This window comes from Caulobacter sp. NIBR2454, from assembly GCF_027474405.1.
Taxonomy (GTDB): Bacteria; Pseudomonadota; Alphaproteobacteria; order Caulobacterales; family Caulobacteraceae; genus Caulobacter.
On the sequence record NZ_CP114871.1, the window covers coordinates 1,562,004 to 1,578,963 of the forward strand.

Here is a 16,960-nt window from a genome sequence, read left to right on the forward strand (position 1 = left end):
CGATAGGGGACGCTGCGTCAGCGTTGCAAAGCCGAGGACGTGCCTCTACTCGAAATGACAACGAGACACTGTGGGGAGACAGTCGGTTGATGTTTTCGAAGATTTTGATCGCCAACCGGGGCGAGATCGCGGTGCGGGTGATCAAGACCTGCCGTCGCCTGGGCATCAAGACGGTGGTGGTCTACTCGGAAGCCGACGCTGACAGCCTGGCGGTCGAAATGGCGGACGAGACCGTGTTCATCGGCCCGGCCCCGGCCAGCGAATCCTACCTCGTCGCCGACAAGATCATCGCCGCCTGCAAGCAGACCGGCGCCCAAGCCGTCCATCCGGGCTTTGGCTTCCTGTCGGAAAAGGCCGAGTTCGCCCAGCGCTGCGCCGACGAAGGCATCGTCTTCATCGGCCCCAACCCCGGCGCGATCAGCGCCATGGGCGACAAGATCGAATCCAAGAAGTTCGCCCAGGCCGCCGGCGTCTCCTGCGTCCCCGGCCACATCGGCGAGATCGACGACACCGCCCACGCCGTAAAGATATCCGAGGAGATCGGCTATCCGGTGATGATCAAGGCTTCCGCCGGCGGGGGCGGCAAGGGCATCCGCGTCGCCTGGAACCGCAAGGATGTGGAGGAGGGCTTCCCCGCCGTCCGCGCCGAGGCCAAGGGCGCCTTTGGCGACGACCGCATCTTCATCGAGAAGTTCATCGAAAGCCCGCGCCACATCGAGATTCAGGTGCTGGGCGACAAGCACGGCCACGTGGTCCACCTGTTCGAGCGAGAGTGCTCGATCCAGCGCCGCAACCAGAAGGTCATCGAAGAGGCGCCGAGCCCCTTGCTCGACGAGGCCACCCGCGCCGCCATGGGCGCCCAGGCCGTGGCCCTGGCCCAGGCCGTCAACTACGACAGCGCCGGCACGGTCGAGTTCGTCGCCGGCCAGGACAAGAGCTTCTACTTCCTGGAGATGAACACCCGCCTGCAGGTGGAGCACCCGGTCACCGAGCTGATCACCGGCCTCGATCTGGTCGAGCAGATGATCCGCTCGGCCGCCGGCGAGCCGCTGAACGTCAGCCAGGACACACTGAAGATCAACGGCTGGGCCATCGAGAGCCGCATCTACGCCGAGGACCCGTATCGCAAGTTCCTGCCATCCATCGGCCGCCTCGTCCGCTACGAGCCGCCCAAGGAAGGCGACATGGGCGCTTATACCGTCCGCAACGACGCGGGCGTGCGCGAGGGCGACGAGATCTCGATGTTCTACGATCCGATGATCTCCAAGCTCTGCACCTGGGCCACGGACCGCGAGATCGCCATCGAGGGCATGGCTCGCGCGCTCGAGGACTTCCACATCGAGGGCCTTGGCCAGAACATCCCGTTCCTGGCCGCGGTCATGGACCAGGAGCGGTTCCGCTCGGGCAAGCTGGCCACCAGCTACATCGCCGACGAATTCCCTGACGGCTTCGGCGGAACCGAACCGACCAGCTTCCAGAAGGATGTGCTCACCGCTGTCGGCTGCGCCATGCAGCGCCTGCTGGCCTTGCGGGCCGGTGTCACCGAGCGCGCCGACTGGATCGTCCTCGTCGGCCACGAGTCGCGCCCGGTGCGCCTGCGCGGCGAGGCCCCGCTCAGCATCGAACTGACGGACGAGGGCAGGGCGCTCACCCTTGAGGTCACCGATTGGCGTCCGGGCAAGGCCTTGTTCAAGGGGCGCCTGAACGGGACCGCCTTCACCGTCAGCGTCGCCCCGGCCGCCGAGGGCTTCGTCATCCGCCACCGCGCCGCCAAGGCCAAGGTGCTGGTCCTCAGCCCACGCTCGGCCGAGTTGCACGGCAAGATCCCGCCAAAGCAGGCCGCCGACACCTCCAAGATGATCATCTCGCCCATGCCGGGCCTGGTGGTCTCCATGGATGTGACACTCGGCCAGGAGGTGAAGGAAGGCGAGGTCGTCTGCGTCATCGAGGCCATGAAGATGCAGAACATCATCCGCGCCGAACGGGACGGCGTGGTGAAAACCGTCTCCGCCAAGAGCGGCGATCCGGTGGCTGCTGACGAAGTGCTGGTCGAGTTCGCCTGAGGATAGCGAGGCTCTTATCCGCCCCCATTCCGCCTCCCGTACTCTTCCCCCTGTCTCCATCACTGGGAAGGGCGCGCGGCCAGCGCTGTTGCTTTGGCGGGGATGCGGTCGAGCGGGGCGAGGCGTGAGGGGGTTACTCACGCGGTCCGGGGATTGGACGCTGGCCCCACCCGCCCGTCGGAGGCTTTGCCGGCTAAGCGCTAAGAGCGCTGCCTACCGGCGGCTCCCGGATAATGACCGCGCGGAGCGGACGGGCCTACGTCGAAACGGTATCTGCTATCTCATCATCCGGGCGAAGGCCCGCACGCTCCGCCGCCCTTCCAACCTCGCGGGATTTCCCCTGGGGGCGCGCAGCTGTGCGTGCTTCGAGACGCGCTGGTGCGCTCCTCAGCATGACGAGGTTTGTTGCTCTACTGAATCCGTCATCCTGAGGAGGCCGAAGGCCGTCTCGAAGGACGCAAAGGGCTAACCAAACCCGCCTCCCTCTCCCTTGATGGGAGAGGGACCGAGGGCGAGGATGACGAGAAAATCGGCCCCTCACAGTTATCGAAATTCATATGTACATATATACCATTGCTCACTCCCAACCCTCCCGCTTCCCTCGCTCCAGCTTCGCCCGTAGATTTCCGATCCTGACTCGGAGAGCGCGCGCATGAACGGCCACATCGACTGGACGGACCTGTTCCTGTCCTCAACCGGCCGGCTTGCGCGCGGGCCGTTCCTGCTGGCGGCGGGACTGCTAGTCGCGGCGGCCGCCATCTATGAGGCGATCGTCGGGCCGACCCTGCATTGGCTGACGGGCTGGTTCGTCTATCCCGGCCTGCTGTTCTGCGGCGCCTGCGTGCTGTCCAAGCGCCTGCACGACCGCGGGCGGTCCGGCTGGTGGGCGGCGCTGATCCTGATCGCCTTCGTCGCCGCCTGGCCCTATCCGACCGGCTTCTTCGACTTCCTGTTCTGCCTGGTCCTGCTGTGGGCTGTCGTCGAGTTGGGCGTCATGGCGGGGGAGCAGGGCGCCAACCGCTTCGGCCCCAACCCGCTGAAGCCGCAGATCGCCTAAACCGGCGGTTCGGCGTCCTCGACGGCGCCGAACACCTGGCGGAAGCTGGACTTCAGAGCCTCATCGGCCTCGTCCATGGTCACCGGCAGGCCCAGGTCCACCAGACTGGTGACCCCATGCTCGCGCTGGCCGCAGGGGACGATGCCCTCGAAGTGCGCCAGGTCCGGCTCCACGTTCAGGCTGATCCCGTGGAACGACACCCACTTGCGCAGCTTGACGCCCACGGCGGCGATCTTGTCCTCGCGCGACCAACCCGGACCCTTGCGCTCGACCCACACGCCCACCCGGCCGTCGCGCAGTTCGCCGACCACGTTGAAGCGGCCCAGGGCGCCGATCACCCAGTCCTCCAGGGCCGCGACGAAGGCGCGCACGTCGCGCTGTCGCTCCCTGAGGTCCAGCATCACATAGGCCACCCGCTGGCCTGGCCCGTGATAGGTGAACTGGCCGCCGCGCCCGCTCTGGAACACTGGGAATCGGTCCGGGCTCAGCAGATCGCCGTCCTTGGCCGTGATGCCCGCCGTATAGAGGGGAGGGTGCTCTAGCAGCCAGATCAGCTCCCCGGCCGTTCCGTCCGCGATGGCGGCCGCACGGGCCTCCATGGCCGCCACGGCCTCGGGATAGGGCACGGACTGCGTCGAGATCGCCCAACCCACCGGCGCGCCATCCGCCCGCCCGAATGCGGCCTTTTCCGTTAACGGCTTTAACTTCTGATCAAGCATGACGCCCGCACTGTAGCGCTCACCGAAGGTCAAAACGACCCGAGGGATTCTTCAGGGTGAGTTGGTGAGTCAGGTCAACGCCGTCAATGTCGAGATCTCCGTGGTTCTCGGCCGTTCGATCCTGCCTATGCAGCAGCTTCTGCGCATGGGCCGCGGCGCTGTGATTCCCCTCGACGCCCGCGCCACGGACGAGGTCTGGATCCTGGCCAACAACCACCCGGTGGCCCGCGGCGAGATCCAGATCAGCGACGATCGCATCTCCATCCAGGTCACCCGCGCGGCGAATGTTTACGACTTCATGGCCGGAGCGACGTAACTTCGCTTCACAAACCAAAATCAATTTGCTACGCCCCGCGCCTCACCACGAGCGGTCGTGGCGGAATTGGTAGACGCGCAGCGTTGAGGTCGCTGTTCCCTAACCGGAGTGGAAGTTCGAGTCTTCTCGACCGCACCAGTGATAAACGTAAGGAACGGCGCTTAGGGTCAAACCTATTCGGATCAGGAGGTCCCCATGAAAAGGGAAGATGCCGACCTGACCAAAGCCGCCCTCACTGAGGAAGAAGCGACCCGCCAGGGCATCGCCATTCCTGAGCCAGACGTCGCCGAGGATCTCGAAGACCTCGCCCTCGGCGACGACTACGCTCTCAATCCCGAATACGTCGAAATGGTCATCGACGCCGCCGACCGCGGCGACGGTGAACGCCTGCGCGAGCTTGTCGGGGCCCTGCACCCCGCCGATATCGCCGACCTGATGGGCTTTTTGACCGCCGACTACCGCGAGGAGGTGATTCCCCACCTCGCCCCCGAATCGCTGGCCGAGGTGATCTCCGAGCTGGAGGACAACCTGCGCGAGGAGGTGCTGGACGCCACCCCCTCCCACACTCTGGCCCGGGCGCTGGAAGAGCTCGATTCGGACGACGCCGCCGACGTGGTCGACGACCTCGAGGACGACAAGCGCGAGCAGGTCCTCGCCGCCATGGACGAAAGCGACCGCGCGGCCATCGAGAACACCCTGTCCTACGAGGACGAGACCGCTGGCCGCCTGATGCAGCGCGAGGTGCTGGCCGCCCCGCAATTCTGGACCGTCGGCCACACCATCGACCACATCCGCGCCGCCGGCGACGAACTGCCCGAGCTGTTCTTCGACATCTACGTGATCGACCCGTCCTACAAGCCGGTCGGCGCCATTCCCGCCAGCACCCTGCTGCGCGCCCAGCGCGAGACCAGCCTGGTCGAGATCATGGAGGCGGTGACCGAGATCACCACCGGCATGGACCAGGAAGAGGTCGCCTACATCTTCGACAAGTACCACCTGATCAGCGCCCCCGTGGTCGATCCCGGCGGCCGTCTGGTGGGTCAGATCACCGTCGACGATATCGTCGGCGTCATCCAGGAAGAGAGCGAGGAGGACATCCTCGCCCTGGCTGGCGTGGGCGACGCGGGCCGGGACGCGGGCGTGCTGGACGCCGCCCGCTCACGTCTGCCGTGGCTGGTGGTCAACACCATCACCGCCGCCCTGGCCGCCAGCGTCATCGGCGCCTTCCAGGCCGAGATCGGCAAGCTCGTCACCCTGGCCATACTGATGCCCGTGGTCGCCTCACTGGGCGGCAATGCGGGCACCCAGACCCTGGCCGTGGCCGTCCGCGCCCTGGCCAGCCGCGAGCTGAACGCCGCCAACGCCCTGCGCATCGTCATCCGCGAGATGACGGTGGGTCTCATCAACGGCTTCGCCCTGGCCGCGATCATGGCGCTCGCCGTGTTCGCCGTGTTCCACGACGGGCTGCTGTGCCTGACCATCGCGCTCGCCCTGATCATCAACCTGTTCATGGCGTCCCTGGCGGGCATCCTGGTGCCCTTGGCCCTGGACCGGCTGGGCAGGGATCCGGCGGTGTCTTCGTCGGTCTTCGTCACCTTCGTGACCGACTTCATGGGCTTCCTGTCGTTCCTTGGCCTCGCCGCGATCATTCTCCTGTAGGTTCAGGGGCTTCCAAGGCCCGGTTCTTGCGTTGATGACACGAAAGAAACCGGCGCCTGTGCCAAACTGGATCAAATTCACCGGATGAAACCGCGTCATCAGGTCTCCCGAACCGCCATCGATCTCATCAAGAGATTCGAGGGCTACCGTCAGAAGGCGGCCCAGCTGCCCGACGGGCGCTGGACGATCGGCTATGGACACACCCTGACCGCCCGTGAAGGCGCCCAGGTCTCGGAACAGGACGCCGAAGCCCTGCTCATGTACGACCTGATCGCGGTCGCCCATGTGCTGAACGAGCAGATTTTCACGCCGCTCAACCAGAACCAGTTCGACGCCCTGGCGTGTTTCGCCTTCAACATCGGCTCCGACGCCTTCCGTCGTTCCGCTGTCCTGCGCCGCATCAACGAAGGCGCGATGATCCAGGCCGCCTGCGCCATGGAGCTGTGGCGCAAGGCCGACTTCGAGGGCGAGCGGATCGTCATCGACGCCCTGGTCCGCCGCCGCGCCGCCGAAAAGACCCTGTTCCTGACCCCGGAAGGCGACAGGTGGGTGGCCGCGCCGTCGCCGCTGCTGCAGCCCAAGGTCGACTACGACGCCAGCCTCACCATCCCCCTGCAGACGCCCACGGCGGTGACGGCGACCTACCGGGAAGGCAAGGCCCGCGTCGAACGCGATGCGGTCCAAGCTCCGGCCGCCGGCGTGGAGCCCGAGCGCCCCAGCGCCAGCGAGCAGGCCGCGGAAGGTGTCGGCGCCCGCCTGTCGGCCATCTTCGCCGATGAAATCCCGCCCGCGCCCGAGCCGGCGATCGAGCCTGAACCCCGCCCGGAATTCGCCGTCGAACCCGACGTTCCTGCGGAGCCTGAGCGAAGGCCGTTCCTCTGGGCGCCTGAGCCCGCCAACGAATCGCCGGCGCCGGCCGACGAGCCAGCGCCGATTCTCGTGCCCGCCGAACACGACGCCCTGGATCGCCAGGCCCCTCCGGTCGAGGACGCGTCACACGAACCGGTCTTCGCCCTCCCCGGGGTGTCCTTCTTCGATCCGCGCCTGCACGACGAACCGGACCAGCAGGCCGCCGCCGCCCTGACTCCCGAGGGCGAGGACGCCCAGGTCGAGGTCGCGGCGCCCCATGCCTTCGACCCTGTCGAACCGGTGGCCTATGCCGAACCTTCGCCCCGCATTGTCAAGGTGGACGCCTTGGCCGCCTCTGAGGAAGAGGACCAGGGCGCCTTCTCCTGGATCACGCCGCAAAGCCGTCGTCGTCGCGCCGCCAAGGGGCAGGGCGCGGGGCTGGTGGCTCCGGTTGTCGCCGCCGCGGTCGGCGTCGGCGTTTTCGCCGTCAGCCAGATGCTGGCGCCCAACGCCGCGCCCGACGCCAACGGCTCGCCGCCGTTGGGTCTGATGATCATCTGGGGCCTGGGCGTGGTTGGCATAGCTTTGATCGGTTGGGGCGCTTATCGCCTGCTTCTGCTGCTCGCGGGAGGCGAGGAAGGCTCTGACAAGGCATGATCTTGCGCGAGGCTCGTGATATCCGGGTCGCATGACCCCGAACAACAGCCTCGCCCTCGATTTCGCTCTCGGTGAGACCGCCGACGCGATCCGTGAAACCACCGCCCGCTTCGCGGCCGACAAGATCGCGCCCCTCGCGGCGAAGATCGACGAGACCAACACCTTCCCGCGCGAGCTGTGGCCGCAGATGGGTGAATTGGGCCTGCACGGCATCACGGTGGACGAGGCCGACGGCGGCCTGGGCCTGGGCTACCTCGAACATGTGGTGGCCATGGAGGAGGTGTCCCGCGCCTCCGCCAGCGTGGGTCTCAGCTACGGCGCGCACTCGAACCTGTGCGTCAATCAGATCCGCCGTTGGGCGACGCCCGAGCAGAAGGCGCGCTACCTGCCCAAGCTGATCAGCGGCGAACACGTCGGCTCCCTGGCCATGAGCGAGGCCGGCGCGGGCTCGGACGTCGTCTCGATGAAGCTCAAGGCCGAGAAGGTCGGCGATCGCTACATCCTCAACGGCACGAAGTTCTGGATCACCAATGCGCCCCACGCCGACACCCTGGTCGTCTACGCCAAGACGGGCGAAGGCAGTGGCGGCATCACCGCCTTCCTGATCGAAAAGGGCTTCAAGGGTTTCAGCGTCTCCAAGAAGCTCGACAAGATGGGCATGCGCGGTTCGGACACCGCCGAGCTGGTCTTCGAGGACTGCGAAGTCCCCGAAGAGAACGTCATGGGTCCTGTCGGCGGCGGTGTCGGCGTGCTGATGAGCGGCCTCGACTATGAGCGTGCGGTGCTGTCGGCCGGCCCGCTGGGCATCATGCAGGCCTGCATGGACGTGGTTTTGCCCTACGTCCGCGACCGCAAGCAGTTCGGCAAGGCCATCGGCTCGTTCCAGCTGATGCAGGCCAAGGTCGCCGACATGTACGTGGCCCTGAGTTCGGCCCGCGCCTACGTCTACGCCGTGGCCCGCGCCTGTGACGCCGGCAAGACCACACGCTACGACGCGGCCGGCGCCATCCTGCTGGCCTCCGAGAACGCCGTGAAGGTCAGCCTGGAGGCCGTCCAGGCTCTCGGCGGCGCCGGCTATACCAGGGAGTGGCCGGTGGAACGCCTGGTCCGCGACGCCAAGCTGTACGACATCGGCGCCGGCACCAACGAAATCCGCCGCTTCCTCATCGGCCGCGAGCTGATCGGGGCCTAAAGGCGAGACTCTGGAGACCGATACTCTGGAGACACTCGGACCCTTGAGGGAGACAGGCGGGACACCCGTCTGTCCGCCCCCTTCCGCGGCGGCCGTATCATGTGGCCATGACCCCCGCTTTCTCGCATTCCAGACGCCTAGGCCGCCTCGCGCTGGGTGCGCGCACCCCCGTCGGCGCGCCAGCTATCCTCGCCCGGACGCAGCCGGGAAGGGCGTTTTACGCCGTCGAGGCGCAGTGGAGACTTCGCAGCGCATTTACATTCGCATCGGGTGCGCCTAGACGCTCCAGCCTTTGTGACAAGTATGTGACGATTGGGGCTCGACGGTTGATCAGGAAACTTCCCCCGCGCGCGCAGATGGAATCGCGCGCAAGCTGCGGTCAGTATCCGCCTCGCTCCATCTTCTGGGCCATGGCGGAAACGACGCTCAAAGGGCAATGGGGATCATCGCCGTGCTGATATACTCGTATGGCGTGATGCAAGGTGTTTTCCATCTCCTGTTCGGGGTGATGAACATGCCGACTGTAGGTCTGATCGGCGACGGCTTCGCCCCGCTCTGTAGGCCTTTCCCGGCATGAAGCAGCAGGTCATGCTGGACGACGACGGGCAGGAGGTGAGCCAGCAGTACGGCGCCCTGCCGTTCCGCCTGCGCGATGGGCTGGAAATCCTGCTGATCACGTCCCGAGAAACCCAGCGCTGGGTGATCCCCAAGGGCTGGCCGATGGAGCGCAAGACGCCTGCCGGGGCCGCGGCCACCGAGGCCTGGGAAGAGGCTGGCGTGAAGGGCGAGGTCAGCGAGACCTCTATCGGCGCCTATCGGTACGACAAGGTGCTCAGGAAGAGCGAGGTCCTGCGGTGCCGCGTGGACGTCTTCCCGCTCCGCGTCCTGGTCCAGACCATCGCCTGGCCGGAAAGCGACCAGCGCACCGTTCGCTGGACGAACCCCGAAGATGCGGCCGCCTCGGTCGCCGAGCCCGAGCTGGCCCAGCTTATCCGCGACTTCGCCGCTGGATATAAGCTCTAGGCGCAGAGACGGGCCGGCTCTTCCTCGAACAGGTCGAAATAGGCTTCCCAGGGCTCGGGTTGGCTGCGGCGCAGTTGGGCGTCGTCGATCACCCGGACCACCTGACCTTCACGCTCGTTCCAGACGACCGTGATGTCGGCCAGGCGGCCAGCGGCGCCGCCCATGACCGTCAGCACGTCGGCCTGGCTCAGGCGCTGCGGGCTGATGCGCAGCTTGGTGCGGCCCACGCCCGCCGGCTCTGCCAGATCCGCGAAGGACAACACCGCCGAGATCATGTCCGAGGACAGGGGCGAGGTAGTGAAGGGGCGCGAGGCGAAGAGGGCGGTCATGGCTTGCGATCCAGCTCTGCGTTGTTGCTGAGGATGAATTTGAACGCGCACTACGTCAGAAACGGTCGTATGATCCTGGGATGCGTCACGACAAGGCAGCACTACTCCTCGACCTCGCGCGCCGGCTTGCAGGATCCGCCGAAGGTTTGACCCTGGACGAGATGGCGGATGTGCTGGAGGTCAGCCGCCGCACGGCCGAGCGCATGCGCGACGCCGTCTGGGCGGTGTTTCCGCAGATGGAGGCGGTGGACGACCCGCCCACCAAACGCTTCCGCATCCCGTCTGGCCTCGACGGCCTGTTCCAGGGCCCGACCGCGGACGAGATGGTCGCCCTGCGAACCGCCGCCGACTCGTTGAAGACCTCCGGCGCCGCCGCCCGCGCCGAGGCGCTGTACGGCCTGGAGCGTAAGCTGCTCGCCGCCATGCGCGCCCAGGCCCGCCGCCGCCTCGCGCCCGACATGGAGGCCCTGGTCCAGGCCGAAACCATCGCCGTCCATGCCGGGGCTCGCCCCATGGAGGACGCGGCGCTGCTGACCGCGATCCGCACGGCGATCACCGGCCTGACCGCGCTGCGCTTCCAATACGACGGCGGCTCAAAGCCCGGCCGGGTGCGCGAGGTGACCCCCTTTGGGGTGATGTTCGGCCGCAGCAACTATCTGGTGGCGGGCGAGGGCAAGTCCACCGAGCCCCGCACCTGGCGCCTCGACAAGATCCGCGAGGTCGAGGTCCTGCCCCGTCACGCCGCGCCCCCGGAGGGCTTCTCCCTCCAGGCCTTCGCCGACCAGAGCTTCGGCATCTACCAGGGGGCGGTTGAGGACGTGGTCCTCCACATCACGCCCCAGGGTGCTGAGGACGCTCTACGCTGGCGCTTTCACGCCAACCAGTCGGTGGAGAAGCAGGCCGACGGGTCAGTGGTGGTCGCCTTCCGCGCCAGCGGCATGCTGGAGCTGGCCTGGCACCTGTTCACCTGGGGCGACAAGGTCCGGATCGTGTCACCGCGATCGCTGAAGGAGATGATGGTCGCTGAGCTTGAGAAGGCTCTGGCCAACCACCGCGCCTAGGCCGCCTCGATCAGCTTCAGCAGCTTCAGTTCCCGGTCACGCCGCTCTCCCGTCGGCTTGATGGCCAGGTCGCCGCGGGTGAAGGCGTCGAACACGGCTGGGTGGATGTAGCACTTGCGGCAGACGGCGGCGGTATTGCCCAGCACCCCCGCCACCGCCTTCACGCAAAGGTTCACGATCTGCTTGGTCTCGGTCTGGCTCGTTGGTTCAGGTTGCATGGAAAGGGCCTCGGCCATGGCCAGGGTCCCCGCCCAGGTCCGGAAGTCCTTGGCGGTGAAATCATCGCCCATGGCCTCGCGCAGGTAGGCGTTCACGTCCGCGGATTCGACCGGCCGGCGCTCGCCGTTCTCGTCTTCGTACTGGAACAGCCGCTGGCCGGGCAGGTCCTGGCAGGCGCGGACGATGCGGGCCAGGCGACGGTCCTGAAAGCCCGTCCGGTGCAGGACGCCGCTCTTGCCCCGGAACTCGAAGGTCGCGCCGGCCCCGGTCAGGGTCACGTGCCGGTCGCGCATGGTGGTGAGGCCAAAGCTCTTATTGGTCCGGGCATACTCGGCGTTGCCCACCCGGATGAGGGTCTGCTCCAACAGGCTGACCACGGCGGCCAGGACTTTCTCGCGAGGCAGGCCTCGCTTGGCCAGGTCCTCCTCCAGCCGCCGCCGCAGCTTGGGCAGGGCGCGGCCGAAGGCGATGGTGCGGCCGTACTTATGGTCGTCGCGGATGGAGCGCCAGTCGGCGTGGTAGCGGTATTGCTTGCGGCCCCGGGCGTCGCGGCCCACCGCCTGGATATGGCCGTCGGCGCGCGCGCAGATCCAGACCTCGGTCCAGGCCGGCGGGATGGCCAGTTTGTCGATGCGGTCGATAACGGCGGCGTCCTTGATCGCCCCGCCCTTGGCGTCGCGATAGGCGAAGCCCTTGGCGGTTTTGACCCGGCTAAGGCCGGGATCGCTGTCGTTGACATAGGTCAGGCCGGCCGCCTTGGCGAAGGCCTGCGGCGTGGTCGGCGTCTTCGCTTTACGAGGCAATGCAGGCGTCCATTTCGCCGGCGGAACGTGGTAGGCGAGGGGACAGTTCCGCTTCCAGGACCCGCGCCTTGAACTATCGTCACGCCTTCCACGCCGGCAACTTCGCCGACCTCGTCAAACACGGCGTCCTGACCGCCCTGATGAAGGCGCTGGCGGCCGAAGGCGGGCCGCTGACGGTGATCGACACCCATTCGGGCGCGGGGGCCTACGACCTGACCGGCGAGATGTCCCGGCGTTCCGGCGAAGCGGCGGCGGGGGTGTTCCGCCTGATGGCAGCCCAGGACAGTCCTCCGGCCTTCGACGCCCTCAAGGGGGCCGTGGCCGCGATGAACAAGGGCGGCGAAGTGGTGATCTATCCGGGCTCGCCACTGCTCGTGGCCAAGGCCCTGCGCCCGGAAGATCGCTACTTCGCCTGCGAGTTGCGGCAGGACGATCACGAGACGCTGCGGGAGACCCTGAAGCCGTTTCGTATGGCCGAGGCGCTCAACACCGACGGATACGCCGCCGCCTTTGATAGGACACCGGGCAAGGGCCGCGCCTTCGTCCTGATCGATCCGCCGTTCGAGCGCGGCGATGACTACCAGCAGATCGCTCGCTGCATCGGCTCGGTGCGCCGCAAAAACCCCGGTACGACGGCCGCGGCCTGGGTCCCGCTCAAGGACCTTGAAACGCTTGACCGTTTCCTGCGGGAGCTTGAGGACGAGGCGGACACCTCGCTGCTGGTGGCGGAGTCGCGGCTTCGGCCTCTCAACGATCCGATGAAGATGAACGGCTGCGCCATGGTCATGGTCGGCGCTCCGGATGCCGTGGTCGAGCCGGCGATGGAAATCTGTCGCTGGGTGGCCGAGCGCCTGGGCGATGCGGGCGGGGAGGCCCGCATTTGGCGGACTTGAGTTCCGTGCAAGTGTCACAGTCTTGAGCCTTTTCGCATTTGCTAACTGTGTTACGCTGCGCTGCAACACGCCCGATCCCCCACCAGAACTTCTGGAGATCCGTCGATGGACAGCGCGTATTCGTTCTCTCCCCCTTCAACTGACTATGACGCCGAGCGCGCGTTGCGCTTTCCGATCGGCGTCGCCTCTCCGCTGTGGCTGACCTTCGGGGCGGCGGCAGGGATGGGCGCCGCCTGGTGGTGGATGACCGCCTGGACGCGCATGTCGATCCTTTCCGCCGCGCTCGAACCCACCAATCTTGAGGCGGCGCTGGCCCCGCAGATGGCGGCTGCCGAGGCGGTCGCGCAAACCACCGCAGCGGTTGTCGAAACCTCCGCCGAAGTCGTCGAGGAGATGGCGGAACCGGTCACCTCCGCTTTCGAGCCCGTGGAGGAGGTGAGTCTCGATACTCTGGAGGCGGGCGACATCGCCGTGGAGACCGGCGCGCCGCCGCCTGCGGAATCTTTCGCCGACGAGAGCGCCGAGGTCGTCGAAACGGCGGCCGACGCCGTCTCCGAAGCCGCTGAGGTGATGGCCGACGCTACCGCACAAGCTGTCGATGATTTCACCCGTCTGGTCGGGGTCGGACCTCGTCTGGCCCAGGCCCTGGCCGCCCGCGGCGTTCGCACCTTCGCCGATATCGCCGCCTGGACCGACGATGACCTGGCGGCGGTTGATCGTGATCTGGACCTCAAGGGCCGTGCGGTTCGTGACGCCTGGGTCGTCCAAGCCAAACGGTTCGCGGAAGCTGCGATCCACTGAAGAAGGTGGGTTGCCTCTCCCTTCTCCCTGGATGGGAGAGGGGCCGGGGATGAGGGACGTTTCAGGATGTGGCGCGGCGGCGTTCAAGCCCGCCGCGCTGTCACCCTCATCCTGAGTCCTTTGCATTCTAGCTTCGCCTCCCCAGGCCCTGTGCCTGGGGTCCCTCGGTCAGCGGGCAGGGCCTCGGCCCACCGCTGGCGATGAGGAAGCGGACACAGGGACCCTAGGCGCAAGGCCTAGGGAGTCGGGTTTGGGTCAGCCCTTTGCGTCCTTCGAGACGGCCTTCGGCCTCCTCAGGATGACGGATTCAGTAGAGCAACAAGGCACGTCATACTGAGGAGCGCACCAGCGCGTCTCGAAGCACGCACAGCTCCGCACCCCCACGGGAAATCCCGCGAGGTTGGAAGGGCGGCGGAGCGGCCTGATCTGCGTCAGGCGATGTGTTTTGGAGTGTGCCGGTTCGACGTAGGCCCGTCCGCTCCGCGCGGTCATTATCCGGGAGCCGCCGGTAGGCAGCGCTCTTAGCGCTTAGCCGGCAAAGCCTCCGACGGGCGGGTGGGACCAGCGTTCCCATCCCCGGACCGCGTGAGTAACCCCCTCACGCCTCGCCCCGCTCGACCGCATCCCCGCCAAAGCAACAGCGCTGGCCGCGCGCCCTTCCACGTCGCGGAGACGAGGCAAGAGTACGGGAAGTGAAACGGGGGCGGATAAGGTGGACGATTTCCCCGCTGTGGAGCTTCATTCGCCGATGGGCGTTCCAGCACCATGAGCAGAGAACACGCGCATCAGGCTTGGCGTCACGCCGAGACCATCAAGCGGCTGTCGGACCGCATCGTCGGGGTCGGGCCTTTCGGCATAGGCCTGGACGGCGTGATCGCCTGGATACCCGGCGCGAACGCGATCTACAGCCTGGGCGCGGGCGGGCTGCTGATGGCCCACGCCGTGCGTTCGCAGGCGGGCGGGGCGACCATGGCGCGCATGGCGGCCTATCTGGTGGCCGACACCGCCAGTTCTGGCGTACCGATCATAGGCTGGGCCGTCGATACCCTGTTCCCCGGCCACCTGATGGCGGCCAAGGCCCTCCAGAAGGATATCGAGGCGCGCCACGGCAAGCCGGCGGACGCGGAGACGACGAAGCGCTGGCCGTTCAGCCGGCGGGAGAAGTCACCTCCGGCTGCTCATAACCCAGTTGGCGGTTGAGCTGCTCCAGCAGTTCGACGGCGGCTTCGGCCACTACCGTTCCCGGCGGGAAGATCGCCGCCGCGCCTGCGTCGCGCAGAGCCTGAAAGTCCTGCGGCGGGATTACACCGCCCACCACGACGATGATGTCGTCGCGACCCAGGCGGGCGAGTTCCTTTTTCAACTCAGGCACAAGGCTCAGGTGACCGGCGGCGAGCGAGCTGGCCCCGACCACGTGGACATCGTTGTCGACGGCTTCCTTCGCCGCCTCGGCCGGGGTTTGGAATAGCGCGCCGATGTCCACGTCGAAGCCGAAGTCGGCGAAGGCGGTGGCGACGACCTTCTGGCCGCGGTCGTGCCCGTCCTGGCCCATCTTGGCGACCAGGATGCGGGGCTTGGAGCCATGGGCTTCCTGGAAGGCGCGGGCCATGCCGCGAGCCCGCTGGGCGACGGGGTCGTTACCCGCCTCGCGCATGAAGACGCCTTCGATAGCCTTGATCTGCGCCTTGTGACGGCCGAACACATTCTCCAGCGCCAGGCTGATCTCGCCGACCGTGGCCTTGGCGCGGGCGGCGTCCACCGCCAGGGCCAGCAGGTTGCCGTCGCCGCGCGCGCCGTCCTCCAACGCCTTCAAGGCCGCGGCTAGGGCCTGAGGATCGCGCTCGGCCTTAAGGCGGGCCAGCTTCTCCAGTTGTTGGTTGCGGACGGAGGTGTTGTCGACCTTCAGGACCGGGATGTCGTCCTCGACCTCCGGCTTGTAGCGGTTGACGCCGACCACGGTCTGGCGACCGGAGTCGATGCGGGCCTGGGTCTTGGCGGCCGCCTCTTCGATGCGCAGCTTGGGCAGGCCCTGGTCGATGGCCTTGGCCATGCCGCCGAGGGCTTCGACCTCCTCGATATGCTTGAGGGCGCGGGCGGCCAGGTCGTGGGTCAGACGCTCGACGTAGTAGCTGCCGCCCCAGGGGTCGGCGACGCGGGTCGTGCCGCTCTCCATCTGCAGGAAAAGCTGGGTGTTGCGGGCGATGCGGGCCGAGAAGTCGGTGGGCAGGGCCAGAGCCTCGTCGAGGCTGTTGGTGTGCAGGCTCTGGGTCTGACCGTTCACGGCGGCCATGGCCTCGACGCAGGTGCGGGGCACGTTGTTGAACACGTCCTGCGCCGCCAGCGACCAGCCGGAGGTCTGGCTGTGGGTGCGCAGGGACAGGCTGCGCGCGTCCTTCGGGTTGAATTCCCGCTTCACCAGGCGGGCCCACAGCAGGCGGGCCGCCCGCATCTTGGCCACTTCCATGAAGTAGTTCATGCCGATGGCCCAGAAGAACGACAGGCGCGGCGCGAACTGGTCCACGTCCATGCCGGCCGCGACGCCGGCGCGGATGTACTCGATGCCGTCGGCCAGGGTGTAGGCCAGCTCCAGGTCGGCCGTCGCGCCGGCCTCCTGCATGTGATAGCCGCTGATTGAGATCGAATTAAACTTCGGCATTTCGCGCGAAGTATATGAAAAGATGTCGGAAATGATCCGCATCGAGGGCAAGGGCGGATAGATGTAGGTGTTCCGCACCATGAACTCTTTGAGGATGTCGTTCTGGATCGTTCCGCTCAGCTTGGCGGCCGGAACGCCCTGTTCCTCGGCGGCGACGATGAACAGCGCCAGGATCGGCAGCACCGCGCCGTTCATGGTCATCGACACGCTCATCTTGTCGAGCGGTATGCCGCTGAACAGGGTGCGCATGTCGAGGATGGAGTCGATGGCCACGCCGGCCATGCCGACGTCACCGGTGACCCGTTCGTGGTCGGAATCGTACCCCCGATGGGTGGCCAGGTCGAACGCCACCGACAGGCCCATCTGACCGGCCGCCAGGTTGCGGCGGTAGAAGGCGTTGGACTCTTCGGCCGTGGAGAAGCCGGCGTACTGCCGGATGGTCCACGGGTTGGTCACGTACATGGTCGGATAGGGGCCGCGACCGAACGGCGCCAGGCCCGGATAGCCGGACAGGAAGTCCAGTTCGGCCACATCGCCGGGCCCGTAGGCTGGCTTGACGTTGATACCCTCAGGCGTCGCCCAGACGTCGGCCTTGGCGGCGGGCGGCGCGACGGTGGTTTCGGTCGTCCAAGGCAGTGTGGAGAAGTCGGGAAACTGGCTCAT

At 67.0% G+C, this 16,960-nt stretch carries 15 protein-coding genes and 1 tRNA gene; 12 read left to right on the forward strand and 4 right to left on the reverse strand.

Annotated features, from left to right (window positions below):
• Positions 1-89 precede the first annotated feature (89 nt).
• Both O5K31_RS07700 and O5K31_RS07705 read left to right on the forward strand, forming a co-directional pair.
• Entirely contained in the window at positions 90-2,063 is a 1,974-nt protein-coding gene (locus tag O5K31_RS07700; RefSeq protein WP_269716718.1) for an acetyl-CoA carboxylase biotin carboxylase subunit, read from the forward strand.
• 652 nt (positions 2,064-2,715) lie between these two features.
• Positions 2,716-3,120, forward strand: a complete 405-nt coding sequence (locus O5K31_RS07705; RefSeq protein ID WP_269716719.1) for a DUF805 domain-containing protein — start codon at positions 2,716-2,718, stop codon at positions 3,118-3,120.
• Here O5K31_RS07705 and lipB read toward each other — a convergent pair.
• Positions 3,117-3,839 carry a lipoyl(octanoyl) transferase LipB gene (gene lipB, locus O5K31_RS07710; protein WP_269716720.1) on the reverse strand — a complete coding sequence of 241 codons (723 nt, stop codon included), beginning with the start codon at positions 3,837-3,839 and terminating at the stop codon, positions 3,117-3,119. The genes O5K31_RS07705 and lipB overlap by 4 nt on opposite strands.
• A gap of 46 nt (positions 3,840-3,885) precedes the next feature.
• Between lipB and O5K31_RS07715 the strand changes: the two genes are divergently transcribed.
• From O5K31_RS07715 to O5K31_RS07740, 6 genes are all read left to right on the forward strand, one after another.
• Complete coding sequence (locus O5K31_RS07715; protein ID WP_269717019.1) at positions 3,886-4,155, forward strand: FliM/FliN family flagellar motor switch protein; 270 nt, start codon at positions 3,886-3,888, stop codon at positions 4,153-4,155.
• A gap of 51 nt (positions 4,156-4,206) precedes the next feature.
• Positions 4,207-4,293 (forward strand) — tRNA-Leu (locus O5K31_RS07720).
• A 57-nt stretch (positions 4,294-4,350) separates the two neighbouring features.
• Positions 4,351-5,814 carry a magnesium transporter gene (gene mgtE, locus O5K31_RS07725; protein ID WP_269716721.1) on the forward strand — a complete coding sequence of 488 codons (1,464 nt, stop codon included), beginning with the start codon at positions 4,351-4,353 and terminating at the stop codon, positions 5,812-5,814.
• Positions 5,815-5,898: 84 nt separating this feature from the next.
• Positions 5,899-7,320, forward strand: coding sequence for a glycoside hydrolase family protein (locus O5K31_RS07730; RefSeq protein WP_269716722.1), 1,422 nt, complete (start codon positions 5,899-5,901; stop codon positions 7,318-7,320).
• A 31-nt stretch (positions 7,321-7,351) separates the two neighbouring features.
• A complete protein-coding gene (locus tag O5K31_RS07735) occupies positions 7,352-8,512 on the forward strand; it encodes an isovaleryl-CoA dehydrogenase (RefSeq protein ID WP_269716723.1) in 1,161 nt (386 codons plus the stop codon).
• A 573-nt stretch (positions 8,513-9,085) separates the two neighbouring features.
• The gene (locus O5K31_RS07740) at positions 9,086-9,535 is read left to right on the forward strand and encodes an NUDIX hydrolase (protein WP_269716724.1); all 450 of its coding nucleotides are present in this window, start codon (positions 9,086-9,088) and stop codon (positions 9,533-9,535) included.
• Here the strand turns inward: O5K31_RS07740 and O5K31_RS07745 are convergent.
• Positions 9,532-9,864 carry a hypothetical protein gene (locus tag O5K31_RS07745; protein ID WP_269716725.1) on the reverse strand — a complete coding sequence of 111 codons (333 nt, stop codon included), beginning with the start codon at positions 9,862-9,864 and terminating at the stop codon, positions 9,532-9,534. The two genes, O5K31_RS07740 and O5K31_RS07745, sit on opposite strands and share 4 nt — an antisense overlap.
• A gap of 80 nt (positions 9,865-9,944) precedes the next feature.
• On the opposite strand from O5K31_RS07745, the gene O5K31_RS07750 reads away from it, so the two are divergent.
• A complete protein-coding gene (locus O5K31_RS07750) occupies positions 9,945-10,925 on the forward strand; it encodes a helix-turn-helix transcriptional regulator (protein WP_269716726.1) in 981 nt (326 codons plus the stop codon).
• Here O5K31_RS07750 and O5K31_RS07755 read toward each other — a convergent pair.
• On the reverse strand, positions 10,922-11,947 hold the full coding sequence (locus O5K31_RS07755; RefSeq protein ID WP_269716727.1) for a DNA topoisomerase IB: 1,026 nt from the start codon (positions 11,945-11,947) through the stop codon (positions 10,922-10,924). The two genes, O5K31_RS07750 and O5K31_RS07755, sit on opposite strands and share 4 nt — an antisense overlap.
• A 68-nt stretch (positions 11,948-12,015) precedes the next feature.
• Here O5K31_RS07755 and rlmJ point away from each other — a divergent pair, with 68 nt between their 5' ends.
• The 3 genes from rlmJ to O5K31_RS07770 all read left to right on the forward strand — a co-directional run bounded on the left by rlmJ (position 12,016) and on the right by O5K31_RS07770 (position 14,841).
• Entirely contained in the window at positions 12,016-12,840 is an 825-nt protein-coding gene (gene rlmJ / locus O5K31_RS07760) for a 23S rRNA (adenine(2030)-N(6))-methyltransferase RlmJ (RefSeq protein WP_269716728.1), read from the forward strand.
• A gap of 105 nt (positions 12,841-12,945) precedes the next feature.
• Positions 12,946-13,641 carry a helix-hairpin-helix domain-containing protein gene (locus O5K31_RS07765; protein WP_269716729.1) on the forward strand — a complete coding sequence of 232 codons (696 nt, stop codon included), beginning with the start codon at positions 12,946-12,948 and terminating at the stop codon, positions 13,639-13,641.
• A gap of 765 nt (positions 13,642-14,406) precedes the next feature.
• The gene (locus O5K31_RS07770) at positions 14,407-14,841 is read left to right on the forward strand and encodes a DUF4112 domain-containing protein (protein ID WP_269716730.1); all 435 of its coding nucleotides are present in this window, start codon (positions 14,407-14,409) and stop codon (positions 14,839-14,841) included.
• Here O5K31_RS07770 and scpA read toward each other — a convergent pair.
• The gene (gene scpA, locus O5K31_RS07775) at positions 14,789-16,960 is read right to left on the reverse strand and encodes a methylmalonyl-CoA mutase (protein WP_269716731.1); all 2,172 of its coding nucleotides are present in this window, start codon (positions 16,958-16,960) and stop codon (positions 14,789-14,791) included. The genes O5K31_RS07770 and scpA overlap by 53 nt on opposite strands.

Bases quoted from the DNA above. Each gene is read 5' to 3' on its own strand.
- O5K31_RS07730 (WP_269716722.1), top strand. From the start codon at position 5,899: ATGAAACCGCGTCATCAGGTCTCCCGAACCGCCATCGATCTCATCAAG.
- O5K31_RS07770 (WP_269716730.1), top strand. From the start codon at position 14,407: ATGAGCAGAGAACACGCGCATCAGGCTTGGCGTCACGCCGAGACCATC.
- O5K31_RS07740 (WP_269716724.1), top strand. From the start codon at position 9,086: ATGAAGCAGCAGGTCATGCTGGACGACGACGGGCAGGAGGTGAGCCAG.
- O5K31_RS07735 (WP_269716723.1), top strand. From the start codon at position 7,352: ATGACCCCGAACAACAGCCTCGCCCTCGATTTCGCTCTCGGTGAGACC.
- mgtE (WP_269716721.1), top strand. From the start codon at position 4,351: ATGAAAAGGGAAGATGCCGACCTGACCAAAGCCGCCCTCACTGAGGAA.
- O5K31_RS07745 (WP_269716725.1), bottom strand. From the start codon at position 9,864: ATGACCGCCCTCTTCGCCTCGCGCCCCTTCACTACCTCGCCCCTGTCC.
- O5K31_RS07765 (WP_269716729.1), top strand. From the start codon at position 12,946: ATGGACAGCGCGTATTCGTTCTCTCCCCCTTCAACTGACTATGACGCC.
- lipB (WP_269716720.1), bottom strand. From the start codon at position 3,839: ATGCTTGATCAGAAGTTAAAGCCGTTAACGGAAAAGGCCGCATTCGGG.
- O5K31_RS07700 (WP_269716718.1), top strand. From the start codon at position 90: ATGTTTTCGAAGATTTTGATCGCCAACCGGGGCGAGATCGCGGTGCGG.
- scpA (WP_269716731.1), bottom strand. From the start codon at position 16,960: ATGAGCCAGTTTCCCGACTTCTCCACACTGCCTTGGACGACCGAAACC.
- O5K31_RS07750 (WP_269716726.1), top strand. From the start codon at position 9,945: ATGCGTCACGACAAGGCAGCACTACTCCTCGACCTCGCGCGCCGGCTT.
- O5K31_RS07705 (WP_269716719.1), top strand. From the start codon at position 2,716: ATGAACGGCCACATCGACTGGACGGACCTGTTCCTGTCCTCAACCGGC.